The 22,487-nt window shown below is 66.9% G+C and carries 22 protein-coding genes and 1 pseudogene; 20 read left to right on the top strand and 3 right to left on the bottom strand.

Annotation, left to right across the window (positions count from 1 at the left end; all coding sequences use genetic code 11):
• The 3 genes and pseudogenes from C2I19_RS22430 to C2I19_RS06585 form a co-directional block, all read left to right on the top strand.
• Positions 1–112, top strand: a pseudogene (locus tag C2I19_RS22430) (IS1595 family transposase); the annotation flags it as partial.
• Between the two features lie 132 nt (positions 113–244).
• Entirely contained in the window at positions 245–922 is a 678-nt protein-coding gene (locus C2I19_RS06590; protein ID WP_103901922.1) for a DUF5610 domain-containing protein, read from the top strand.
• Positions 923–948: 26 nt separating this feature from the next.
• The gene (locus C2I19_RS06585; protein ID WP_103901921.1) at positions 949–1,464 is read left to right on the top strand and encodes a DUF5610 domain-containing protein; all 516 of its coding nucleotides are present in this window, start codon (positions 949–951) and stop codon (positions 1,462–1,464) included.
• 43 nt (positions 1,465–1,507) lie between these two features.
• Here the strand turns inward: C2I19_RS06585 and dcuC are convergent, their stop codons facing one another.
• From dcuC to C2I19_RS06570, 3 genes are all read right to left on the bottom strand, one after another.
• Entirely contained in the window at positions 1,508–2,857 is a 1,350-nt protein-coding gene (gene dcuC, locus C2I19_RS06580; protein WP_103901920.1) for an anaerobic C4-dicarboxylate transporter DcuC, read from the bottom strand.
• 285 nt (positions 2,858–3,142) lie between these two features.
• Entirely contained in the window at positions 3,143–3,823 is a 681-nt protein-coding gene (locus tag C2I19_RS06575) for a YecA family protein (protein WP_103901919.1), read from the bottom strand.
• A 92-nt stretch (positions 3,824–3,915) separates the two neighbouring features.
• Positions 3,916–5,604 (bottom strand): AMP-binding protein, encoded by a 1,689-nt coding sequence (locus C2I19_RS06570; RefSeq protein ID WP_103901918.1) that lies wholly within the window; start codon positions 5,602–5,604, stop codon positions 3,916–3,918.
• Positions 5,605–5,722: 118 nt separating this feature from the next.
• On the opposite strand from C2I19_RS06570, the gene C2I19_RS06565 reads away from it, so the two are divergent.
• From C2I19_RS06565 to C2I19_RS06480, 17 genes are all read left to right on the top strand, one after another.
• Positions 5,723–6,115: a MerR family transcriptional regulator gene (locus C2I19_RS06565; RefSeq protein WP_103901917.1), complete on the top strand. Its 393-nt coding sequence runs from the start codon at positions 5,723–5,725 to the stop codon at positions 6,113–6,115.
• 64 nt (positions 6,116–6,179) lie between these two features.
• A complete protein-coding gene (locus C2I19_RS06560) occupies positions 6,180–6,530 on the top strand; it encodes a hypothetical protein (protein WP_103901916.1) in 351 nt (116 codons plus the stop codon).
• Between the two features lie 461 nt (positions 6,531–6,991).
• Positions 6,992–8,728: an AMP-binding protein gene (locus C2I19_RS06550; protein WP_199181098.1), complete on the top strand. Its 1,737-nt coding sequence runs from the start codon at positions 6,992–6,994 to the stop codon at positions 8,726–8,728.
• A gap of 40 nt (positions 8,729–8,768) precedes the next feature.
• The gene (locus C2I19_RS06545) at positions 8,769–9,863 is read left to right on the top strand and encodes a hypothetical protein (RefSeq protein WP_103901913.1); all 1,095 of its coding nucleotides are present in this window, start codon (positions 8,769–8,771) and stop codon (positions 9,861–9,863) included.
• Positions 9,864–9,893: 30 nt separating this feature from the next.
• Complete coding sequence (locus tag C2I19_RS06540; protein ID WP_103901912.1) at positions 9,894–10,139, top strand: acyl carrier protein; 246 nt, start codon at positions 9,894–9,896, stop codon at positions 10,137–10,139.
• A gap of 28 nt (positions 10,140–10,167) precedes the next feature.
• Positions 10,168–11,016, top strand: coding sequence for a hypothetical protein (locus C2I19_RS22240; RefSeq protein WP_199181097.1), 849 nt, complete (start codon positions 10,168–10,170; stop codon positions 11,014–11,016).
• A complete protein-coding gene (locus C2I19_RS06530) occupies positions 11,013–11,576 on the top strand; it encodes a hypothetical protein (protein ID WP_103901911.1) in 564 nt (187 codons plus the stop codon). Before C2I19_RS22240 ends, C2I19_RS06530 begins: the two co-directional genes overlap by 4 nt.
• A complete protein-coding gene (locus C2I19_RS06525; protein WP_103901910.1) occupies positions 11,561–12,550 on the top strand; it encodes a ferritin-like domain-containing protein in 990 nt (329 codons plus the stop codon). Before C2I19_RS06530 ends, C2I19_RS06525 begins: the two co-directional genes overlap by 16 nt.
• Before the next feature lie 23 nt (positions 12,551–12,573).
• Positions 12,574–13,560, top strand: a complete 987-nt coding sequence (locus tag C2I19_RS06520) for a beta-ketoacyl-[acyl-carrier-protein] synthase family protein (RefSeq protein WP_103901909.1) — start codon at positions 12,574–12,576, stop codon at positions 13,558–13,560.
• The gene (locus tag C2I19_RS06515; RefSeq protein WP_103901908.1) at positions 13,547–14,737 is read left to right on the top strand and encodes a type III PLP-dependent enzyme domain-containing protein; all 1,191 of its coding nucleotides are present in this window, start codon (positions 13,547–13,549) and stop codon (positions 14,735–14,737) included. Before C2I19_RS06520 ends, C2I19_RS06515 begins: the two co-directional genes overlap by 14 nt.
• A complete protein-coding gene (locus tag C2I19_RS06510; RefSeq protein ID WP_103901907.1) occupies positions 14,734–16,281 on the top strand; it encodes an acyl-CoA ligase (AMP-forming), exosortase A system-associated in 1,548 nt (515 codons plus the stop codon). The genes C2I19_RS06515 and C2I19_RS06510 overlap by 4 nt, the downstream gene beginning before the upstream one ends.
• A gap of 4 nt (positions 16,282–16,285) precedes the next feature.
• Positions 16,286–17,272, top strand: a complete 987-nt coding sequence (locus C2I19_RS06505; RefSeq protein ID WP_103901906.1) for a beta-ketoacyl-[acyl-carrier-protein] synthase family protein — start codon at positions 16,286–16,288, stop codon at positions 17,270–17,272.
• Between the two features lie 33 nt (positions 17,273–17,305).
• Entirely contained in the window at positions 17,306–19,186 is a 1,881-nt protein-coding gene (locus C2I19_RS06500; RefSeq protein WP_103901905.1) for an acyl-CoA dehydrogenase family protein, read from the top strand.
• On the top strand, positions 19,155–20,330 hold the full coding sequence (locus C2I19_RS06495) for a citrate/2-methylcitrate synthase (protein ID WP_103901904.1): 1,176 nt from the start codon (positions 19,155–19,157) through the stop codon (positions 20,328–20,330). Before C2I19_RS06500 ends, C2I19_RS06495 begins: the two co-directional genes overlap by 32 nt.
• A 59-nt stretch (positions 20,331–20,389) precedes the next feature.
• A complete protein-coding gene (locus C2I19_RS06490; RefSeq protein WP_103901903.1) occupies positions 20,390–21,052 on the top strand; it encodes a class I SAM-dependent methyltransferase in 663 nt (220 codons plus the stop codon).
• Between the two features lie 11 nt (positions 21,053–21,063).
• A complete protein-coding gene (locus C2I19_RS06485; protein ID WP_103901902.1) occupies positions 21,064–22,122 on the top strand; it encodes a TauD/TfdA family dioxygenase in 1,059 nt (352 codons plus the stop codon).
• A gap of 62 nt (positions 22,123–22,184) precedes the next feature.
• A partial coding sequence (locus C2I19_RS06480) for a hypothetical protein (RefSeq protein WP_199181096.1) occupies positions 22,185–22,487 on the top strand: 303 nt, incomplete at its 3' end.

The following is a 22,487-nucleotide window of genomic DNA, read 5'->3' as shown; positions in this document are numbered from 1 at the left end:
GCACTATCTGGGGTGGCGACGGATGCTGGAGCGCTATCAGCAAACCATTCAGCCTTGCCACTGCTTGCAGGAGGCGGTGGGGCGTCCCTTGCAACATATTATTGGGACATAGCCAAATCTTATGCCACGCCGCCCACAAGTTTTCCGTTTCGCTGCCGAAATCAAGTCATACTGAAAGCAAGCCCTACGTCAACCCGATACTCAAGTGCGCCAGAAGACAGCGACGCACCGACAGGAGTCCGTGATGTCGATCTCATCCCTCAACAACGCGGCGGCGAACCAGACCGGCCAGTCCAGCGGCGCAGCGAAAACGCAGGCCAGCGCCTACAACGACCAGACCGCCCGCAATCAGCTCAACGCCACCTTGGTCCAATCGCTCGACGTGGAGTCCCTCAGCGTCTCCATCAGTAGCGGCAAGCAATCGCAATCGCTGCTGTTCAAGGCCTCCATCACCAATATCAACCAAATACTGAGCGCCGACTTCGCCAATGCCAACGGCCAGGACGGCAGCCAGACAAACGCCAGCGCTAGCCTGCAATACAGCAGCGTGCAGTTGAGCATTTCCGTCCAGCAGCAAGACGCGTCCCAGGGAGCACCCGCCGACGACAGCTCCCCGGACGCCACCTCCAAACGCATTCTGGACGGCGCGCTTGGCATGTTCGGTCTTTACCAACAGCAGCATCCCGATCAGAACACGGCCGACCAGGCGCAAGGCTTCCTGAAACTGATACGCCAAGGCTTCGACCAGGGCTACCAGGAAGCTACTGGCATCCTGAAAAGCCTGAATGTGCTCAACGGCGACGTGGCCGATGGCGTGCAGAAAACCCATGACTTGGTGGAGAAAGGCTTCGACGACTTCCTGAAGCAATACCAGGACAACAGCGGCGCCACCGCCGCATCCGCCCAGAGCAGCGGCGGCTGAACGGCTGAACTCAGAAAGCGCCCGCCATGTCCATCAACGACGACATCGTAATCTCCCCCATCGGCGCCGTGCATCCGCGCCTGGGGAGCGCCGCCGGCAAGGTGGAGGGCCGCTCCGGCGGCCATAGCGGCGCGCCGCAGCCGCAAGACGACAGCGCGGACATAGGCCTGAGCCATGGCGGCCAAGCAGCCGAATTGCTGTTCAGCGCGACAATGGACCAAACGGCCAGGCTGACGGGAATAGAGCCTGAACCGGCGCTGCGGCCGGAATCGGAGCTGCCCGGCATCAGCCACAGCCAGCACCTGCTGCTAGGCATGGTCATGCTGTTCGAACGCTATGGCGCGCGCCATCCCGGCCTGTCGCCCGACGAAGCGCGGCAGGCCTTCGCGCCGCTGGCGCGGGAGGGCCTGGAGCGTGGATTCCTGGAGGCCTGCCAGGTTCTGGCTCAGCTCAACGCCCTGCCTCCGGCCGCCCAGGCGCAATTGCAAGGCCTGCGCCAAATGGCCGCCCATCTGCTGGACGAACGCTTCAGCCAAGCCTGACGCCGCTCGCAAAACCTCGCGAAGCAGGCCCGGGGCCGATGGCTCAGGCCGGCACCAGCAGGCAAGTGCCGGCGATCACCACCACCAGCCCCACCGCGATAGGCAGCGACGTCCGCTTGACGATCTCGAACGGCGACACTTGGCTCATGCCTGAGCATGCCACCACCACGCCTGACACCGGCGATACCGTGCGCCCCAGGTTGGACGCCTGCAGCATGGGAATGGCCAGGAAAGCCGGATTGATGCCGGACTGCGCCGCCAGCTTCGGAATCAACTCGACAAAGGCGTAGAACGGCGCATTGCCGGAGCCGGTGGTCAAGGCGGCGATGGTGGTGATCGCCACCAGCACCAACATCAACACCACGGCGCCGGAGCCGAAAGACTGCGCCAGCGAGATCAACTGGCTGATGAAACCCAGCGTGGACAAACCCTGGGCGAACACGCCGGCCGCCACGATCAGCATCACCACGCTGGTGAAAGCGTCGCCCATGCCCTTGTAAACCGAGTCCAGTCCGGCGAAAACCGGCTTGACGCTGCGATGGCGGACAAATTCCAGGCAGGAGGTCAACAAGATGCAAATAATCAGGATGGTGACGATGTTCAATTCCGGCGCGAGCTTGCCGTTGAAGACCAGCACGCCGGCGATGGGCGTGAACGGCAGCACCGCGTATAAAGCCGGCGCATGCGTCTGGATTTCGCTCACGTCCTGGCGGCAAAGCTCCACGCCGGCGCGGCGGTCCAGATAACGCTGCCAGAAGAAGTGCGCGGCGCCCATGCAAGCAATGGCCGCGATGGAAATCGGCAGCGTGGTCTTGAAGGCGAAATCGATCAACGGCATCTGGGAAGCCTGGGCGGCAATCACCACGTCGCCGGAGGTGGGCGACAGGATCACCGCCGCCGGCGAGGCGCAGATCGCGGCGGCCGCGCCTCGGCTGATGCCCATATTCACCATCAGCGGGAACAATGTAGCCATCAGCAACACGCCGAGGCCGGTGGCCGACGACACCGCCAGCGACAGCACGCAGGCGACGAAATACGCGGCCACCATCAGCACGTAAGGCGAGCGGATTTTGCTCAAGGGCCGAGACGCCAGCTTCACCACCATGTCGTTGGCGCCGATGTGCGTGGTGTAGCTGGCGAAGCCGCACAGCGCCATCACCATCAGGCCCAAGTCCGCCGCGCGGTTGCTGAGCAGTGATTTGACATATTCCGGTATGTCGGCCAAGGGCTGCCCGGTGCTAGGCACGTTCTTGGGCAAGATGGAATGCCCCATCAGCACCGAGACCAGCAACAGAAACAATCCCCCCACCAACAGCACGCCGGTGGCGGAATAGCCCTTGAAGATGTAACGCCCCACCAGCACGGTGACGGCGAGTCCGAGCAGCAGCTCCATGAGCGAACTCCCATATAAATCAATGAATACTAATTTACAGGGTTATCGTTCGCCTTAGAAGCAAACACAGTATTACTTTGACTTGAAACAAGCCGACTACTACGCCTGCCAGCAGGGAAGCGCGCTCAACTCCCGCAAAACGCGCTGATGATGCGATCCGCCCTGGCCTCATCCACAATTCCATTCTCGCCCAGACGGATTTCGCCCTCCTTGCGCGAAGCGCGGCTGCAAAAGCAATAAAAAAAGCGGACCGAAGTCCGCTTTCATCCATTCCGCGCGCTTGGCTTAGTTGGCGCCGCAGCAGGCCTTGTACTTCTTGCCGCTGCCGCACGGGCACATATCGTTGCGGCCAACCTTGTCGCCTTCGCGGCGCACGGTGGTCGGCGCTTGCTCCTTGGCGCGCCAGTAGCCGAATACGGCAACCAGGGCGTCGGTCAGTTCTTCCTTGTAGCCTTCCACCTCTTCGTCGGTGAAGGTCAGCAGATCTTCGCCGCCCTCTTCGTCCTCGAAGGCGCCGCCCAGCACCAGCATCGGCATCATCAGGCTTTCAAAGCCTTCGTCTTCCTCGGCCACTTCGAACCAGTCGGTATCGACCAGGTCCAGCGCGTACAGGTAGGCGTTCGCCCACGGCCAGTAATCCGGCTCGCCCTCTTCTTCGCTGTCTTCTTCGGCGTAGAGGATCATGTCGAGCTCTTCACCTTCGGCCAGCGCGTCGCGGATGCTGTCGAACAGCTTCTGCAGCAACGCCTTCAGTTCGGTCTCGTCTTCCGGATTTTCGAAAGCCGGGGCGTCGCCCAGCACTTCCGACAGCCAGAACTCGGCACCCACCTGGTCCGGACCGCTGGCCAGCGCGGCGAAGAAGCCCTGCACTTCGTCCGGGCGCATGGTGCTGCCGCTGGCGGACAGCGGAGTCAGCAGCGTTTCAAGACGGGTCAGGTCTGCATCGTTGAATACGGTCTCGGTCATGGTGTCATTCCTCAAGATGAATCGGTTTGGCGGCATTGTAAGCCAAAAGCGCTGCCGTGGCGGCGCATTTTGCTGTCATCGCTTGTCCGGCGTCATGCGGTTTTCACATCGGCCAGCCCCAGTTTCTCCACCATTTGCCGCCGCATCAGGTACTTCTGTATTTTGCCGGTAACGGTCATCGGAAAGTTATCGACGAACTCGATGTAGCGCGGGATCTTGTAATGGGCGATCTGCCCCTGGCAGAAAGAACGGATGTCCTCCTCGGTCGCCCGTTCGCCGTCGCGCAGCCGGATCCACGCGCACAACTCCTCGCCGTAGCGGACATCCGGCACGCCTATCACCTGCACGTCCTGGATCTTGGGGTGGCGGTACAGGAATTCCTCGATCTCGCGCGGATACACGTTCTCGCCGCCGCGTATCACCATGTCCTTGACCCGGCCGACGATATTGACCGATCCGTCCTCGCCCATCGCCGCCAGGTCGCCGGTGTGCATCCAGCCTGCGGCGTCGATGGCCGCGCGCGTCATGTCCTCGTCGCCCCAGTAGCCCAGCATCACGGAATAGCCGCGCACGCACAGCTCGCCGCTTTGCCCGCGCGGCGCGACGCGGCCTTCGGCATCGACGATCTTGACCTCTACGTGCGGATGGGCGGAGCCGACTGTGCTGACGCGCTGCTCCAGCGGCGTGTCCGTGGCGCTCTGCAAGCTGACCGGGCTGGTTTCCGTCATGCCGTAGCAGATGGTCACTTCCGCCATGTGCATGCGCTCTATCACCCGGCGCATCACCTCCACCGGACAGGGACTGCCGGCCATGATGCCGGTGCGCAGGCTGGTCAGATCGAACTCGGCGAAGCGCGGATGATCCAGCGCGGCGATGAACATGGTCGGCACGCCATGCAGCGCGGTGCAACGTTCCTCCTGCACCGTCTCCAGCACCGCCAGCGCATCGAAGCCCTCTCCCGGAAACACCATGGCCGCGCCGTGGCACAGGCAGCACAAGGTGCCCATCACCATGCCGAAGCAATGATAGAGCGGCACCGGGATGCACAGCCGGTCGTCCGGTCCCAGCTTCATCGCCGCGCCGACAAACCAGGCATTGTTCAGAATATTATGATGGGACAGCGTGGCGCCCTTGGGGTGGCCGGTGGTGCCGGAGGTGAACTGGATATTGACCGCGTCGTCGAATTGCAGCGTCTCGCCCAGCGTCTGCAAGGCCGCCCGCTCCTCCGGCGTCGGCTCGGCCAACAGTTCGGAAAACGCCAGCATGCCGGGCAAGGCCTGCTGGCCGATGCGCGCCACCCAGCGCAGCTCAGGCAGCTTGGCCGCGCGCAATTCGCCCGGCCGGCAAGTCTCCAGCTCAGGCGCCAGGTCCTGGATCATCTCGACGTAATCGCTGCTCTTGAAGCTGGGCGACAACACCAGCGCGCGGCATTGCACCTTGTTCAGCGCGTATTCCAGCTCCGCGCGGCGGTAGCCGGGGTTGATGTTGACCAGCACCAAACCCGCCTTGGCGGCGGCGAACTGCATCAGCACCCATTCGGCGCGATTCTGCGACCAGATGCCCACCCGCTCGCCCGGCTGCAAACCCATGCGCAGCAGGCCGCAGGCCACGCGATCCACCTGCCGCCGCAGCTCGGCGTAGCTCCAGCGTATGTCCTGGTGACGCACGCGCAGGGCTAGTCGTTCGCCATGGCGTTCGCAAGCCTCGTCGAAGAATCGTCCTATGGTAAGACCGAGCAGCGGCTGCGCGCTGGCGCCGTTGGCATAGCTGAACTGCGGCATAAGCCCCCCGAGTGGCGGATGAATGAAGGAATAGATTGACGATTACGTAAACGTAAATCAAGCTCTGCGCTGCGACGGTGGGAAAAACGCTACAATCGCCGCTCAAGGAAGACTCTTAATGACCCAAGCCGAATTTTTCACGATTTCCGATCTGGCGCGCGAGTTCGACGTCACGCTGCGCACCATACGCTTCTACGAGGAGCAAGGCCTGATCGAGCCGCTGCGCGAAGGCCGCCAGCGCCTGTTCACCCGCCGCGACCGCGCGCGGCTCAGGCTGATTTTGCGCGGCAAGCGCATAGGCCTGTCGCTGGCCGAAATCCGCGAGATCATAGACATGTACCAGTTGGCGCGCGACGAAGCCAGCCAATCGCAAAAATTGCTGGACCTGCTGCAGGCGCGCCGCAGCCAGCTGGAAGAGCAGCGCCGCGACATTGACGCCGTGCTGGACGAGATAGGCTCGCTGGAGTCGCACTGCCGCAATGTGATAGCCAGCGACGGCGCGGCGGCCTGAGCCCCAGGCAATCCAAATATCATATCTAGGCGGGCGAAATGGGGCTCTTTATCAAGAGACATCCATGCCCGGCCCCTACACCGCGCCCGACTCCCCGCATCCGCTGGCCACTCAGCGCGCCGCGGACTTCTGGCGCGTGACGGGCAGCGTGGCGCGCGAACGGCGCCAGCTGCCTTTCCTCGAAACGCCCCCGGCCCAATCCGCCGATTACGTGGCCGACCAGCTGGCGCAGAACGCGCTGCGCCCCTTGCTGCTGCAAGGCGGCAGCGTGGCGGGCTGGCGCGATATCTTGCCGCATCCGCGCGCCATCCACTGCCATCCACTGCCATCCACCGCCATCGCGGCCAGGGCATGGGCGGTTGGCAGCTGGAAAGCGCTTTGGAACTGGCCTCCGTCCGCGGCTGCCGCCGCATAGAACTGACCGCCCGCGCCGACCATCCGCGTGCCATCCGCTTGTGCCAAACGCACATTTTTATCCTGGAAGGGCGCTTGCGCGACGCGGAAAGGATAGATGGACAAAGCCACGATCTGTTTCTGATGGCTAAATTGTTGCCAAATCTTGCTTGCTAGCCCACAGCTCCAGACAAAACAACCCGCCTTTCGCCCACTCTGCTCGCATTGAAAACGCGATAACACATTGAAATTCTTGCCAGACGGGCAACTCGCTCCATCCAACAAGGCCTGAGCCAGGCCAGCGCTCCGTCGCTACCTGTCCTACATAACAGGTTCACACCACGGCAATGCGAACGTATTATCTGCGAAAAATAATAATGTTAAATTCATCAAAAATAATAAACTAATAAAAACTAAAAATTATTCACCTTCAGCATCACTTAACGCAAAAAGACGTTGACCGAACTTGCAGGAGATCGGAAATTGCTGAACCACGCAACAATGACGGAAGCCATCCTGTCCTCCCTGGACCGGCCCGGGCTGGCTAACGAGCTTTGCCTCGCCGTAGTGGAGGAAAGCGGCGAAGAAAAACGGATTTCCCATGCCGAGCTGGCGCGGCAAGCGCTGGCCATGGCCGCCGGCCTGCGCAAGCTCGGCGCCGCGCGCGGCGACCTCGTCATCCTGGCCTTGCCGGCTTCTATCGATCACCTATTGCTGCAAACCGCCTGCGTGCTGCTGGGCGCCCTGCCCTGCACCGCCCCGCTGCCGGGAAAGCTGCAGGCAGACTCCTCCCGCTCGCAAATCCTGCTCGCCAGCAGCCTGTTCGCGCCGCGCCTGGTCATCGCCAGAACGGCCCAAGCCGAGGCGCTGCGTGGCCAATTGGCCGGGATGCCGACCCGTGTGATCTCTACGGATGACGTGGCCCAAGCCGCCGCGGACGCCACGCCACTGGCGCCCTTGCTGGTTTCCCCGGACGACGCCCACCACGTGCAGCTGACCTCTGGCTCCACCGGCCGTCCCAAGGCCGTGCTGCTGAGCCACCGCAACGTCATCGACAATGTGCGCGGCATAGGCGGCGTGGTCGGCTACGATCCGGCCCGCGGCGACGCCACCGCCTCCTGGTTGCCGCTGTATCACGACATGGGCCTGGTCACCCTGCTGTCCAATCTGTACTACCAGGCGCCGCTGCTGTTGATGCAACCGTCCGGCTTCATCCGCAATCCGCTAGGCTGGCTTAAGCGCATCGCCTCCTTCGGCGCCACCACCACCGCCACGCCCACCTTCGGCCTGCAATACTGCGTGCGCCGCTACCGCGCCGCCTCCATGCAAGGGGTGGACCTGAGCCGGCTGCGCAACATATTCATCGGCGCGGAGCGTGTGGACCAAGGCTGTCTGCAAGCGTTTTCCCGCGTATTCGAAGCGCACGGCCTGTCGCGCTCGGCCTTGCAACCGTGCTACGGCATGGCCGAAACCACGCTGGCCGCCACCATGCACGACACGACGGCAGGCTACGACCAGAACGCCTTCTCCTACCTGATCGCGGACCGCATAGACTCCGACGCGCTGACCAGCTTCGCCGTCGCCCGCCCAGCCGACGAGCACACCCGCGCCGCGGAAACCGTGCTGGCCATGGGTAAGCCCATCCCCGGCATGCGGATGCGCGTCGCCACCGCCGAGGGCATCGAGGTCAGGGAGCGTCAGGTAGGCGAAATCCAGCTGCGCGGCAGCTCGCTGATGTCCGGCTACCTGCCGGCGGCAGACGGCCAGCAGGATGCCTACCGCCCCGGCGAATGGTTCGCCACCGGCGACCTGGGCTACCAGGCCGACGGCCAGCTGTTCGTGCTTGGCCGGCAAAAGGAAATCATCATCATCCGCGGCAGCAACTATTTCCCGCACGAGATAGAAGACGCGCTGGCCGCCCACCCCCTGCTGGCCGATGGCAACGCCATCGCCGCCGCCGGCCTCTACGACGAAACCCAGGGCACCGAGAACCTGATCGTGATGATCGAGTTCGAGCGCGAAGACGCGCAAGCCGCCCTGCGCGCCCAGTTGCAAGCCATCCTGCGCGAGCGTTTCGGCTTCGGCGCCCATGCCATCGTCTTCGCCGCCTCCGGCAGCCTGCCGCGCACCACCAGCGGCAAGCTGCAAAGGCTGAAGTGCCGCAACCTCTACATCGAGCAAGCCCTGCGCGACGTGGACGAAGAATCGGCCATGGCCTGATTGGTCCGCCCCACCTCCCTCACACACTGACGGAAGCTCCATGCACACTCTTTCCGCATTCGCGGACGGCGCCCCCGCGCCCGCCGCGCAGGCCCCCGGCTTGCCTGAACTCGCCGTTTCGCCGGTCATTCACCGCCTGCGCGGCTACGGCGAGCCGCCGGCCGGCCTCGCCGCCATTCTGGGCCGCGCCGCCGCGCGGCTGCTGGATTCGGACATGCTGATCCGGCAGACCGAGCAGCCCTTCGCCGAACCGGAGGCCAGCGTCCACGCTCCCGTGCCGCTGGAGCACCGCGAGTACGCGCTCAGCGAAAGCATACTCGAGCAAATCCGCGCGGAAGGCCTGGCGCCGCATTACAAGCCCTTCATGCGCACTTTCGCCCGCATTCTGTTTTCGCTGTTCCTGACGCCGGACCAATACGAGCGCGCCTGCGCCTGCATAGACAGCGGCAACAATCTGCGCTTCCTGATGAGCGACGCGGGCGGTCCGACGCTGGGCAGCTGGCGCACCGTGGCCCAGCCCGAGGGCGACGGCTTCAAGCTGCGCATAGACAAGGTATGGGGCATGTACGCCCAGCTGGACGGCATGGCCATCATCGCCGCGCGCACGCCGGGCAGCTTCTTCCCGTCCGCCTTCCTGGTCTGGCCGGAGCAGTACGCCGCGCTGGAGCGCAGCCTGTGCGGCGACAGCTTTCTGGACGGCGTGGTGCAGCTTGGCAATGTGCGCGGCGAAGCGACCATAGCCGCCGCCGACAAGCTGAAGGCCGGCGGACCGGCCGCGCTGAACAAATACCTGACCACGGTGCGCCCCTTCCTGGTGCGCGCGCTGATGGCCCATGTCGAATGGCTGCAAAGCCGGGGCCGGCTGCGACTGGGCGCGGACGAGCGCGCGGCGCGCGACTACATCGCCGAAGCCGCCCGCGCCAAGACCCAGACCGGCACCTACGCCAGCGAGGACGTGCACAAGGTGCTGGCGCTGAAATTCGCGTCGAACGAACTCTTGCTGCACCTGGTGGCCAACGGCGCCGTCGCGCACTACGCCGACCAGCGCGACCTGCTGGCCTTCACCAAGATGGAAGGCAGTTCCTACCGCTGCTACCACGAGCTGCGCGCCGCCGCGCGGCTGGCTCAAAACTGATTCCCACCCCTGTCAACAAGGAGAAACACCATGTCCGCAACCCTGAACACCCTGGAAACCCTGCGCAAGGAAACCGCCAAGATTCTGAACGTGGAAAGCGTGGAGGCCGACGTCGGCCTCGGCGAACTGGGCATCGATTCGCTGAACGTCGTCGAACTCATCGTGTTCTGCGAGCAACTGTACGGCTCCATCGACCCGGAACAGCTGAACATCACCCAATACACCACGCTGCAGCAGCTGGACGCCCAACTGCAAGAGCAACAGCAAACCGCCTGATCCACCCATGCCGACACCGGGGAACGCCATGAACCACGCGCGCACGCCGCCGGCCTTCCAGGCCGCCGTCATCGCCTACCGCCAGACGGAAACGCCCTTCGTCTCGGCCGGGGCGTCCCTGGCCGAGGCCGCGGCCGAGCTGGGCCGCCTGGCCGGCGCCGAAGCCGCGCGCCACTCAGCCGGCGCGGCCATCGACGACTACATCCTCACCTCCACCGTGCTCTCGCCCTTCCTGACCGGAGACACCGCCGAAGCCGAACGCTTCCGCCATAGCCTGGGCGCGGCATGCGGCCGCGAGCCAGACTGGATCACCAACGGCTACGAGTGCACGGGCTGGGGCTACATCCTGCGCCACGTCAGGCAGAAAGCCAGGCTCAGCGGGCCGCGCTGCCTGCTGCTGCAGATAGCGGACGTGGACATCCACAACTTCGCCTTCTGGCGGCTGACCAGCCGCTGGGGACGCTCCGGCTTCGGCATCGCCACCCTGCTGCTGGATGTCATGCCGGACGGCGGCGAAGATGACCTGCTGCTGGGCACGGCGCCGCAAGCCCACGCGCTGACCATGATGGGCCGCGCGCTGCGCCAGTTCGCCAAGCCGCGCCCCGGCGTGGCGGTGGCGCTGCCTTTTTTCCCTGAAGCGACGCGCGGCGCGCTGTTCAAGAGCTTCGACGGCGCCGCCGCCCACGCCGACCACTACCCGCGCTTCGGCCACGCCTTCGGCAGCGACCCCTGGCTGTCGCTGCTGGCGGAAATCGAAGCCGGCGCCGACTACGCCGGCGGCCGCTGCGTGCTGGCCTCGCTGGCGCTGAACGGCTATTTCGCCATCGCGGACCTGGCCTTGGCGCCGGATTTGCGCCACTCGCTGGAGGCCGCATGAATCCGCCATCTCTGCTGGCGCTGCGCCTGACGCGCAATCCGGGCCACGGCCGCGCCCAAGCCTGCGCCAGCGTCAACTTGCCGCTGCTGGAGGCCCAAGACTACGCCCGCCGCGAGGCCCATGCTAGCGGCGACGCCGCCCCCGTATTGCTCAACCACAAGCAGTTCTACGCCCTGCTGGAGCGCTTGCTTCGCCAGGCCTGGGCGGCGCTGGGCGAGGACTGCCGCGTCTTCGTGCAGCTGCGGCAGCCCACCAAGGACCTGGCGCTGCCGGCCGCGCTGTTCGACCCGCGCGTGCTGCTGGGCGCCGGCCTGCTGCGCGAAGCCCAGTGGCGCGCCGAATCCGAACCGGCCCCCGTGGTCTGGATCGCCGCTGAAAACCTCCGCCGCGACCTGCTGGACGACGGCGACAACATCGTGCGCATCGCCTGCTGGAACGTCGGCGAGACCGGCCCCGCCGCCCTGTTGCCGGCGCTGGAAACGATGGCGCCGCAAACCATAGTCTGGACCGAATCCGCCCCTGGCCATATGAGAGAGGAAGAGATATGCAAGCCACGCTAGAACTGCCCAAGAACGCGACCGAACCATACAAATGGGGCGTCGAGCTGGACGCCTTCATGTCGGAAAGCTACGACTTCGGCGACGACAGCTTGAACGCCATCTACCAGAAGGCCAAGGCCAACCAGTGGGACGTCAATGTCGATCTGGACTGGAGCCGGGAGCTGGACTCGGACAACCCGCTGGGCATGCCGGACGGCACGCTGCTGATCTACGGCACCGACGTCTGGAACAAGCTGGACGCCAAGGGCCGCGCCGAGGTGCGCCACCATTCGCAGGGCTGGACCATGTCGCAGGTGCTGCACGGCGAGCAGGCCGCGCTGATCTGCGCCTCCAAGCTGGCCGTGGCCGAGGAAAGCCTGTCGGCGCGGCTGTGCGCCGCCGGCCAGATCATGGACGAGGCTCGCCATATCGAAGCCTTCGGCCGCCTGGTCAACGACAAGCTGCCCATCAGCTATCCGATGAGCCAATCGCTGAAGAGCCTGTTGGGCGACACCATCAGCAGCAAGGCGCTGGACATCACCAACCTGGGCATGCAGGTGCTGGTGGAGGGCATCGCGCTGTCGCTGTTCCAGAGCATCGTCGCCTACAGCCAAGACCCCTTCATCCGCGACATGGTCACCCGCATCCAGCGCGACGAAGCCCGCCACTTCGCCATCGGCCGCATCACGCTGTGCCGCGTCTACCAGGAGATGAGCGCGACGGAACGCAAGGAGCGCGAGGAATTCGTGGCCGAGGGCGCGCACACCCTGCACGAACACCTGTGCGCCGACGACATTTGGGAACCCATGGGCCTGTCCAAAAAAGAATGCGCCCACCTGGTGCGCAATTCGCCGGTCACCAGCTCGATGCGCCGCTCCATCTTCCGCCGCTTGGTGCCCACCATACGCGAGATGGGCTTGCTCAGCCCGCGCGTGCAGAAGGTATTCGAACAGCTGCAGGTGATGGACTACGCCGCCATGCCGCTGCCGGCTTGATTCGCCAGACGAGGAAACCCCGCATGACCCGCAACGCAAGCCCGGCGGCCGCCCCGGCCTGGATAGGCATAGAGGCCGCCGCCTACCACTTTCCCGGAGAGCTGCAGGACATCGAGGCCTGCGCCGCCCAGCACAATTGGCCGGACGCCCGCGTCCAGGCCATCCTCCGCTCCGGCTGCCGCCACTTCCACGCTGCGCCGGACATCGGCGAAACGGAGCTGGCCGAGCGCGCCCTGGCGCGGCTGTTCGACGAAACCGGCCTGCGCCCGGACGAAGTCGGCGCGCTGATCCATGTGCACACCCAGCTGTTCAGCGTGCCGGCCGCGCCGCGCAGCCTGCCGCTGGAGCTGGTCTCTCGCTTCGGCCTGCGCCCCGTCTGGGCCGGCTCCATCAACCAGCTGAACTGCTCGTCCAACGCCGCCGCCATCCAGCTGGTCCAGGCGCTGATGGCCAGCCATCCCCAGCTGCGCCGCGCCGTCATCGTCTCCGTCGACCGCGTCTATGGCGAGCGCTTCCGCCTGCGCCAGATGTCCGGCGTCCAGAGCGATGGCGCCGCCTGCCTGCTGGTGGCGCGCGAAAGCCGCCGCAACCGCATCGGCGCGCTGGCCCTGCGCAACTACGGCAAATGGCACCAGGGCTCGGACACCAATGCCGCGGTGGAACGCGAAATGATTAATCTGGAATGGCATTACACGCGCAAGGTGATGCAGCAGGCGGTGGCCGACAGCGGCGTGGCCCTGGCCGATTACGGCTGCGTATTGCCGCACAACTCGGACCACAAGGGCTGGATCTCCATCTGCAAGGCCATGGGCATTCCGCTGGACATCCTGCGCGCCGACAACATCCTGCAAAAAGGCCACGCCTGCTGCTCCGACCTGGCGGTCAATCTGGCCGACATCGGCCTCGCCCAAGTGGATGCCGGACGCCACCTGATCAGCGTGACCCAGTCCAATAGCGGCGCCTTCTCCGCCCTCACCCTGCACCCGGTGGCCCGCCATGACGCAAATTGACGCCCTTTCCATCCCGCTGCCGCCAGACGAGCAGGCCCTGCAATGGCTATGGGACGTCAAGACGCCCGGCTACGTGTTCGACCCGTCTATCGTCCTGGCGCGCTACCGCAAGCTGCGCGCACTGCTGGACAGCCGGCTCATTGTCTCGCTGAAAGCCAACTCCAATCTGGAGCTGCTGATACGCTGCGGCCACGGCTTCGTCGACGGCGTGGAACTGGCCAGCCTGGGCGAACTGGACCTGGCCGTCGGCCGCATCTCGTCGACCAAATACGTCAACAACCCCTCGATGGACGAGACCTTCATGCGCGCCGCCCTGGCTTCGCGCTGCGTCTTCATCATCGACAGCCTGGGCCAGGCTGAACGATTGCTCGCCGTGCTGGGCAAGCAGCACGCGCCGCAGACCATCTTGCGGCTGAACGCGGCCGAGCTGATGCCGGGCCGCCGCAAGGAAGCCGCCGACCACTTCGGCATGAGTCCGCAGGAAGCCATGCTGGCGGCGGCGGCGCTAAGCCGCGCCGACGCGCCGGTGATAGGCCTGCACAGCTTCGCCGGCTCGCACCAGTTCCGCGTGGACGGCAGCGGCGGCGACTCGGCCGACCTCGCCCACGCCCTGGCCGCCCTGGCCGGAGATATCGAACGCGTGAGCGGCGCGCCCATCGCCATGCTCAACTGCGGCGGCGGCTTCGGCGAACGCTTCCACGAAGACGAGGCCGCATTCGCCGCCTACCGCGAGCGGCTGGCCCCGCTGCGCCAGCGCTTCCAGCTGGCGCACGAATCCGGCCGCGCCATCTTCGCCGGCGCCGGCCTGTTCGCCACCCGCGTGCGCGCGGTGAAGACGCTGGGCGGCCAGACCATAGCCGTGTGCGACGGCGGCCTCAGCCACAACTTCCTGCTGGCGCGCACCGAGTCCGCCATCAAGAAATACGCCGCGCCGCGCCTGTTGCGCCGCCAGCCGGCGCCCGAAGGCGCGGCCGTCCAGCCGGTGCGCTACGCCGGCAGCACCTGCAGCCGCGCCGACGTCATAGGCTGGCAGCCCGATCCGCAGGCCGCGCCCGCCATCGGCGACCTGGTGATTTTCGACCAATGCGGCGCCTATCACCCCAGCTACAGCGTCAGCGGCTTCCTATCGCTGGGCGCAGCCGGCGCCTACATCCACCAGACCGGAGAAACCGCATGAACCGCGCCCGCATCAGCCTCTACCATCTGCTGCGGCTGAGCGCCGAGCGCCACGGCGAGCGCCCGGCCTTCGCCCAGGGCGAGACGCGCGCCAGCTACGCCCAGCTGCTGACCGACGTCCGCCGCCACGCCGCGCGGCTGGCCGCCGCCGACATCCAGCCCGGCGACCGCGTCGCCGTCTACGCCGGCAAGCAATACGACACCGTGGCCATGATGCTGGCCGTCAACGCGCGCGGCGCCATCCTGGTGCCGGTCAACCCGCAATTGAAGCCTGCCCAGCTGCGCCACATCCTGGCCGACAGCGGCGCGCGGCTCCTGGTCAGCACCGGCGCGCGGCTCTCGCGACTAAGCGAGGCGCTGGACGGACTGGCGCTGCAAGCCTGGAAACTGGAAGCCCTGCCCGACGCCATGCTGGACGCGGCGGAGCCGGAGGCCACCGACAACGATCCGGCCGCCATCCTCTACACCTCCGGCTCCACCGGCCGCCCCAAGGGCGTGGTGCTGTCGCAGCGCAATCTGGTGTCCGGCGCCGACAGCGTGTCAGCCTACCTGGGCCTGGCCGAGGACGACGTGATCCTGGGCATCCTGCCGCTGAGCTTCGACGCCGGCTTCAGCCAACTGAGCACCGCGCTGGCCAGCGCCGCTTGCTACGCGCCGCTGGACTTCCTGCAGCCCAAGGAAGTGCCGGCCTTCTGCGAACGCCACGGCGTCACCGCCATCACCGGCGTGCCGCCGCTGTGGATGCAGCTGATGGCCGCCGACTGGCCGGCCGAAACCGGCGCGCGCGTCCGCCGCTTCGCCAATACCGGCGGCCACATGCCCGGCCCGCTGCTGGACAAGCTGCGTCTGGCCTTCCCCCAGGCCAAGCCCTATCTGATGTACGGCCTGACCGAAGCCTTCCGCTCCACTTATCTGCAACCGGAAGACGCCGCCGACCGCCCCGGTTCCATCGGCAAGGCCGTGCCCAACGCCGACATCCGCGTGCTGCGGCCGGACGGCGCGGAATGCGCGCCGGGCGAGCCGGGCGAGCTGGTCCACCGCGGCGCCTTCGTCACCCTGGGCTACTGGAACGATCCGGAGCTGACCGCCCACCGCTTCCGGCCATGGCAAGGCCCGCACAGCCAGATTCCGCGCCAGGAGGCGGCGGTGTGGTCCGGCGACATCGTCTACCGCGACGAGGAAGGCTATCTGTACTTCGTGGCGCGCGGCGACGACATGATCAAAACCTCCGGCTACCGGGTCAGCCCCACCGAGGTGGAGGAAATCCTGTTCGCGCTGCCCGGCGTGCATGAAGCGGCCGCTTACGGCGTGCCGCACCCCATGCTGGGCGAAGCCATCGCGGTCAGCCTGCACGGCGCCGAAGGCGTGGCCGAGGCCGAGCTGCTCGCCCTGTGCCGCGAACGGCTGCCCGGCTATATGGTGCCGCAGCGCCTGTCCTTCCACGCCGAGCCGCTGCCGCGCAACCCCAACGGCAAGATAGACCGCAAACAGCTGAAACAGCAGTTCGCCGGCCTGTTCGCCGCCTCCCCCACCCACATCGGATAACGCCATGCTCAGCATCCGCGCCCTCGCCGCCGCCGAGCCGGAACGCGCCGACTTCCACGGCGTCCAGGCCGCCGAACGCAACTTCGGTTACGGCCACCTGCTGTTCCCGTCCGCCGTCCACGCCCTGCCGCGCGGCAAGGGCAAGCTGGACGAAGAAGAAACCCTGCGCCTGATGCCGGGCTCGCCGGCCGCGCTGCCGGTGGCCGAGGCCAGGCTCAGCCACGCCGACCTCGCCCTGCAGGCCGTAGACGCCTTGCGTAGGCAAGTCGCCGCCGAGGATCTGGCCGCCGTCACCCATATCGTCGTCGCCAACGCCTCGCTGAACCAGCGCATCAACGAATCCCTGTCCGGCCGCGTCCAGCACGCGCTAGGTCTGGACGACGCGCTGCCCTTCGCCGTCGGCCAATCCGGCACCGCCGGCGTCTACAACGCGCTGACCTTGATCGAGGCGCTGTGCGCTCAGGGCGGCCGCGTGCTGCTGGTGGCCGCCGACAAGTGGCTCTATCCATTCTTCCGCGCCTGGGGCGACCTGGTGGCCTACGGCGACGGCGCGGCCGCCATGCTGCTGGACCGGCGCGGCGAGGGCGGCATCGGCCGCATCCTGTCCCACGCCGTCCTCTATGGCGAAGCCATCGCCAATCCCTGGGCGCACACGCCGGCTGCGCTGGCCGACAGGCTGCTGCCGCAGGCCGCGCAGGCGGCCGCGGCCGCGCTGGACAAGGCGCGCATCCGCCCCTCCGACGTCGACTGGCTGCTGCCGGCCGGCTTCGGCGCGGACTTCGCCGGCCGCGTGGCCGACGAGCTGGGCATCGCGCCCGCGCGCCGCATGGCGCGAGCGGGCGGCCATTTGTCCAATGCCGATCCGCTGCAGGCCCTGCTCGAATTGCGCGCCGCGCTGCGGCCCGGCGAACAGGCCACCGCCCTCTTGTGGGACAGCGCCCTGTGCGGCCTGTCCGGCGCCATGGTGGCGCAGATTTCCGCCGCGGCCTGAGCCGTGGCCCCATCCTCATCACGGAAACCGAATATGTCCGCTTACAAAGTCAGCTTGCGCGAGCTTCGCTTCTTCCTGTGGGAACAAAACCGGGCTGAACGGCAGTTCCTGTCGCGCCCGCCCTTCAACGATAAAGACCGCGCCTACTACGATGGCCTGCTGGAACAGGCGCGCGAGTTCGCGCTGGAGCTGGGCCGCGCCTACCAGGCATCGGACCGCCAGGAGTGCCGGCTGCTGGAAAACGGCGAAGTCGCCATCCCCCAGGAATTCCACGCGCTATGGCAGCGCTACAAGGCGGAATGGGTGCCAATGCTGGGCAATAGCGGCGACATCCATCGCCCCGCCTTGCCGCCCATCCTGCGCCAGGCCATCCAGGAAATGTTCATGGGCGCCAACCCGGCCTTCATGACCTACGGCGGCTTCAACCTGCCGGCGATCAAGCTGTTCCGCCTGCACGGCACGCCGGAGCAGAAGGCCACCTATCTGGACAAGCTGCAGCGCCACGAATGGGACGCCTGTTTCTGCGCCACCGAGTCCCAGGCCGGCAGCGACCTGACCGCGGTGAAGACCCTGGCCGAACCGCTGCCGCAGGAAGGCGTGTACGCGGTGACCGGCGAGAAAGTGTTCATCTCCGCCGGCATGCATGAGCTGACCGACAACACCGTCTACTTCGTGCTGGGCCGGCTGGGCAACGCCACCAGCGGCTCCTACTCCCTGTCCTGCCTGCTGGTGCCGCGCTATTGGCCCAACCCTGAAACCGGCGAACTGGAAGAAAACTTCGTCGAGTGCGCCGAGCTGCCGGTCAAGATGGGTCTGAAAGGCTGCGCCAACACCCGGCTGGTCTTCGGCCGCCAGGGCGTCACCCGCGGCGTGCTGCTGGGCGGCCGCAAGAACGCCGGCCTGCTGCAGTTGATCCCGCTGATGAACCAGGCGCGCATCAGCACGGCCGTGATCGGCCTTGGCCTCGCCTCCTCGGCCTATCTGCACTCGGTGGCGTTCGCCGGACAACGCCGCCAGGGCCGCGCCATCGAACGCACCTCGGACCATGCCGCGCCCAGCCTGCCCATCGCCGAGCACGGCGATGTACAGCGCATGCTGCTGGACATGAAGGCGCGCGTCGAAGGCTGCCGCGGCCTCTTGGGCAAGCTCACCGCCGCCTCCACCGAGGCCTTCGCGCTGGAGGCCGAGGCTGCGCCGGACGAGATGAAGATTGAGAAGCAGCGCAAGCTGGTGCAGCTGCTGACCCCGGTGTGCAAGGCCTTCGTCTCCGACCAATCCTGGAAAATCTGCGAGCTGGCCATCCAGGTGCACGGCGGTATAGGCTACACCGACGCCTACCCGGTGGAGCAGAACGCGCGCGACGTGAAGATTCTGTCGATCTGGGAAGGCACCAACTACATCCAGGCGCAGGATCTGGTGCGCGACAAGCTGGGCTTCGGCCGCAACTCGCGCCTGATCAAGTATCTGCGCGAGGAGCTGGACGCCTTCCTGGCCAGCGGCAGCGTCGACCCCTCGCTCGCCCTGCAGCTGTTGCAGCTGGACGCGGCCATGCGCTCGGTGGAGCAGGCGCTGGCCCGCATAGGCGAGGCGGTGCGCGACGGCCTAATGCAGGAAAGCAGCCAGTTCTATACCCGCTTCCTGGAAATGCTGGGCTACACCATCTGCGGCTGGACCCTGCTGGAGGGCGCCGCGTTGGCCGCCCAGGCGCTCGCCCGCGAGCAGGACGCGGCCGAGGCCGCCTTCTACCGCGGCAAGCTGAAAACCGCCCGCTATTTCTTCGCCAATCTGCTGCCCGCGGTGCGCATGCACGAACAGGCCATCATAAACCTGGCCGATGCCGCCGTAGCCATCACCCTGGACGAACTCGCGCAGGAGGACAGCCATGACGCAAACCGTCTCCGCTCCGCCGTCTGAGGCCGCGCCGCAATCCTTGTTCGGCGGTTCCCGCACGCTGTACCGCGGCACGGATATCGACGGGGCCACCATAGAGCCCAACGAGGGCCTGTGGGTGCGCGGCAGCAATCTGAACGCGCTGATAGGCCAGGTCGACTTCGCCAGCGCGCTGTGGCGGGTGTGGTTCGGCGAAATGCCGGAACCCGCCGTCGCCCTGGCGGTGGACGCCGCGCTGGCCGCCGTGGCCGCCGCCATGCCCGGCCAGCCCTGCCTGGCCGCCGTGCGCGCGGTGGCGGCCAGCGGCGCCGGCATGGTGCAAGCCGCGGCTTGCGGCTTCCTGGCAGACCTGTCGGCGCTGGAGCGCGTCGCGCGCGCCGAGGCCGCCGCGCGCGGCCTGCCAGACGGCGACGACTTCATCCAGGGCCTGGTCGGCATCGCCGCCGCGCCTGGCTTGCTGGCCGCCGCGCTGGGCCAGGCCGACGCGGCAGCCATCGGCGCCAGCCACGCCGAGCGCGCGCTGGCGGCCATGGGCTCGGCCCGACGCGACACAGCCGCGCTGCGCGCCGTCGACGCGCTGCTGGTGGCCTGGCACGCCGGTTTCGGCTACATCACCCCCACCGTGCTGGTGCCGCGCACCGCCATCGGCACCGGCGTCACCTTGCCGCAGGCGCTCGCGGCCGGCTTCATGGCCAGCGGCCCCAAGCATGTGGGCGCGGCCGAGGAGGCGCTGGCCTGGCTCAAAAGCATAGGGCAGGACGCAGGCGGCGAGCAGGTGCGCGCCGCCGTGGACTTGGCGCTGGATTCGCCGGGCCAGCTCTTGTTCGGCTTCGGCCATCCGCTGTTCGTCGAGGACCCGCGTCCGCCACATATCCGCGCGCTGTTCGCCGAATGGGGCTTCGAAGGCCCGCATATCCGACTGTTCGACCTCGCCTGCCGCCGCGCGCTGGAGCGCAAGGGCCTGCGGCCCAACATCGACTTCATCACCGCCGCCGCCCTGTTGGACTTGGGCGTGGACGAGCCGCGCTGGGGCGTGGGCCTGGGCCTGTGCGCGCGCGTCGCCGCCATGGTGGCCCACGCGATAGAGCGGCGCGACCGTCCGGCCTTCGGCGTCAGCAGCAAGGCCGCGCGCAAGTTATTGGCCACCGTGCCGGTGGGCTGGCTGTGAACGCAGCCGACATCTGATTCCGCTTAACCGCTCTAGAAATACTGACTGGAGAAACCCCGATGCTACTGAAAAACCTCCGCCCGGCCGATGAATACGACCGCTTCGCCTCGCAGGCGCTGGAACCGTGGGACGTGCTGTTCGTCACCCGCATCCGCCAGCTGGCGCGCGGCATGGCGCCCGGCGCGCTGGTCGACATCGGCACCGCCACCGCCGTGGTGCCGGTGCGCCTGGCGGCCGACCCGGTGTTCAAGGACTGGCGCTTCATCGGCCTGGACCTGGACGAAACCATGCTGGACGGCGGCCGGCCGCGCATCGCCGAACTGGGCCTGGACGGCGTCATCGAGCTGAAAGTGGGCGACGCCCAAAACCTGCCCTTCGCCGACGATAGCTTGGCCATGGCGGTCAGCCGCGCCACGCTGCACCACCTGCCGGACAAGCTCAAGAGCCTGACCGAGATGTACCGCGTATTGCAGCCGGGCGGCATCGGCCTGGTGCACGACATGCGCCGCGACGTGTCGCCGGCGCTGCTGGAGAAATTCACCCAGATGCGCGCGGCCGTCGGCTACCCGCCCACCCACGTCGAGGAAAAAGTCACGCTGGACGAGGCGCGCGCGCTGGTAGCGGAGGCCGGCCTGGCCGACTGCTGCGCCGTGAGCAGCCCCAGCGCCGGCCTGGGCGCGCTGGGCTTTGAAATCCTGATCCGCAAGCCGCTGCTGGCCTAAGGGAGAACGTCATGGAACACGCCGCCGAACAAGCGCTGCGCTTCCAGCGCGCGCTGGGCGAGGAGCAGGTGGCCTGCCGCCCCTACTCGCCGTGGCGCATGCCGCTGTTGATCACGCCGCTGGACGAGGCGCTGCGCCGCAGTCCGGCCGCCGTCGCCGACTGGCACCGCGCCAAACTGCCGGTGCTGGAACAAGCGCTGCTGGCATTCGGCAGCGTGCTGCTGCGCGGCTTCGCGCTCAGCGAAACCGCTCACTTCCAGACCATCGCCGCGCAATATCCGGAACACGCCTTCGGCTATATCGGCGGCGCCACGCCGCGCCGCAATATAGACGGCAAGGTCTACGAATCCACGCGGATTCCGGCCTCGCTGAAGATAGGCCTGCACCAGGAAAAAGCCTATATGGCGCACTATCCGCGCCGGCTGGCCTTCTTCTGCAAGCAGCCCTCGCCCGCGGGCGGCGAGACCATCCTCTGCGATATGCGCGCGGTGACGCGGCGGCTGCCGCCGGAGCTGATCGAGCGTTTCCGTCAAAGCGGCATCCAGTACCTGCGCAACTTCCGCCGCCCAAGCCTAGACGGCGAGCCGAAGAACTCCACCATGCGCGAATACCACCGGCCCTGGGACGACGTGTTCCAGAGCGACGACCCTGCCCAGGTGGAGCAGCTGTGCCGCGACACCGGCCTGGGTTTCCGCTGGCTGGACGATGGCAGCCTGACCGTGTCCAACACCGGCGGCGCCACCGCGCACCACCCGGTCACCGGCGAGGAGGTCTGGTTCAACCAGCTGTCCACCCAGCACAACAACGCGCGCGCCATGGGCGCGGCCGGCTACGAATACATCCGGCTGCTGTACCGCGGCCGTCCCGCGCGGCCGTATGAAGTGCGGCTGGGCGACGGCTCGGCCATCGCGCCGGAGGAGCTCGCGCCCATCTACGACGCGCTGGACGCGGAGGAGATCGCCTTCCCCTGGCAGCGCGGCGACCTGCTGCTGCTGGACAACATCGCCGTCGCCCATGGCCGCAATCCCTTTCAGGGGCCGCGCGACATCCAGGTGGCGCTGTTTGATTGAGCCCTCGCCGCGCGCCTTGCCGCGGCGCGCGGCCATGCCAAGCCATATGAAGAAAGAAGCGCATGTCCCTCGCTAGCTGGATTCGTTCCTACCTCGTCCACGCGGCCGCCTTCGCGCCGGCCGTCGTTTTCCTGATGTGGGGCCGCTTCGCGCCCGGCGACGCCGGCCTGCGCTGGCAGGACGCCTACCTGGCCGGCGGCGCGTTGGCGCTGCCGCACATGATCTGGCTGATCAAGCGGCGCCCGGGCAGCTGGATCGCGCGGGGAGTCGACCTGTATCTGGCGATAGGCGCGCTGCTGGCGCTGGTCTCGGCCCAGGCCGTGGACCTGTGGGGACGCGGCTACGGCGCCGCGCCGGCGCTGGCC

This window comes from Chromobacterium alticapitis (genome assembly GCF_002924365.1).
Lineage (GTDB): Bacteria > Pseudomonadota > Gammaproteobacteria > Burkholderiales > Chromobacteriaceae > Chromobacterium > Chromobacterium alticapitis.
Note: the sequence above shows the minus strand (reverse complement) of the source record. Positions and strands in the feature narration are given on the sequence as shown.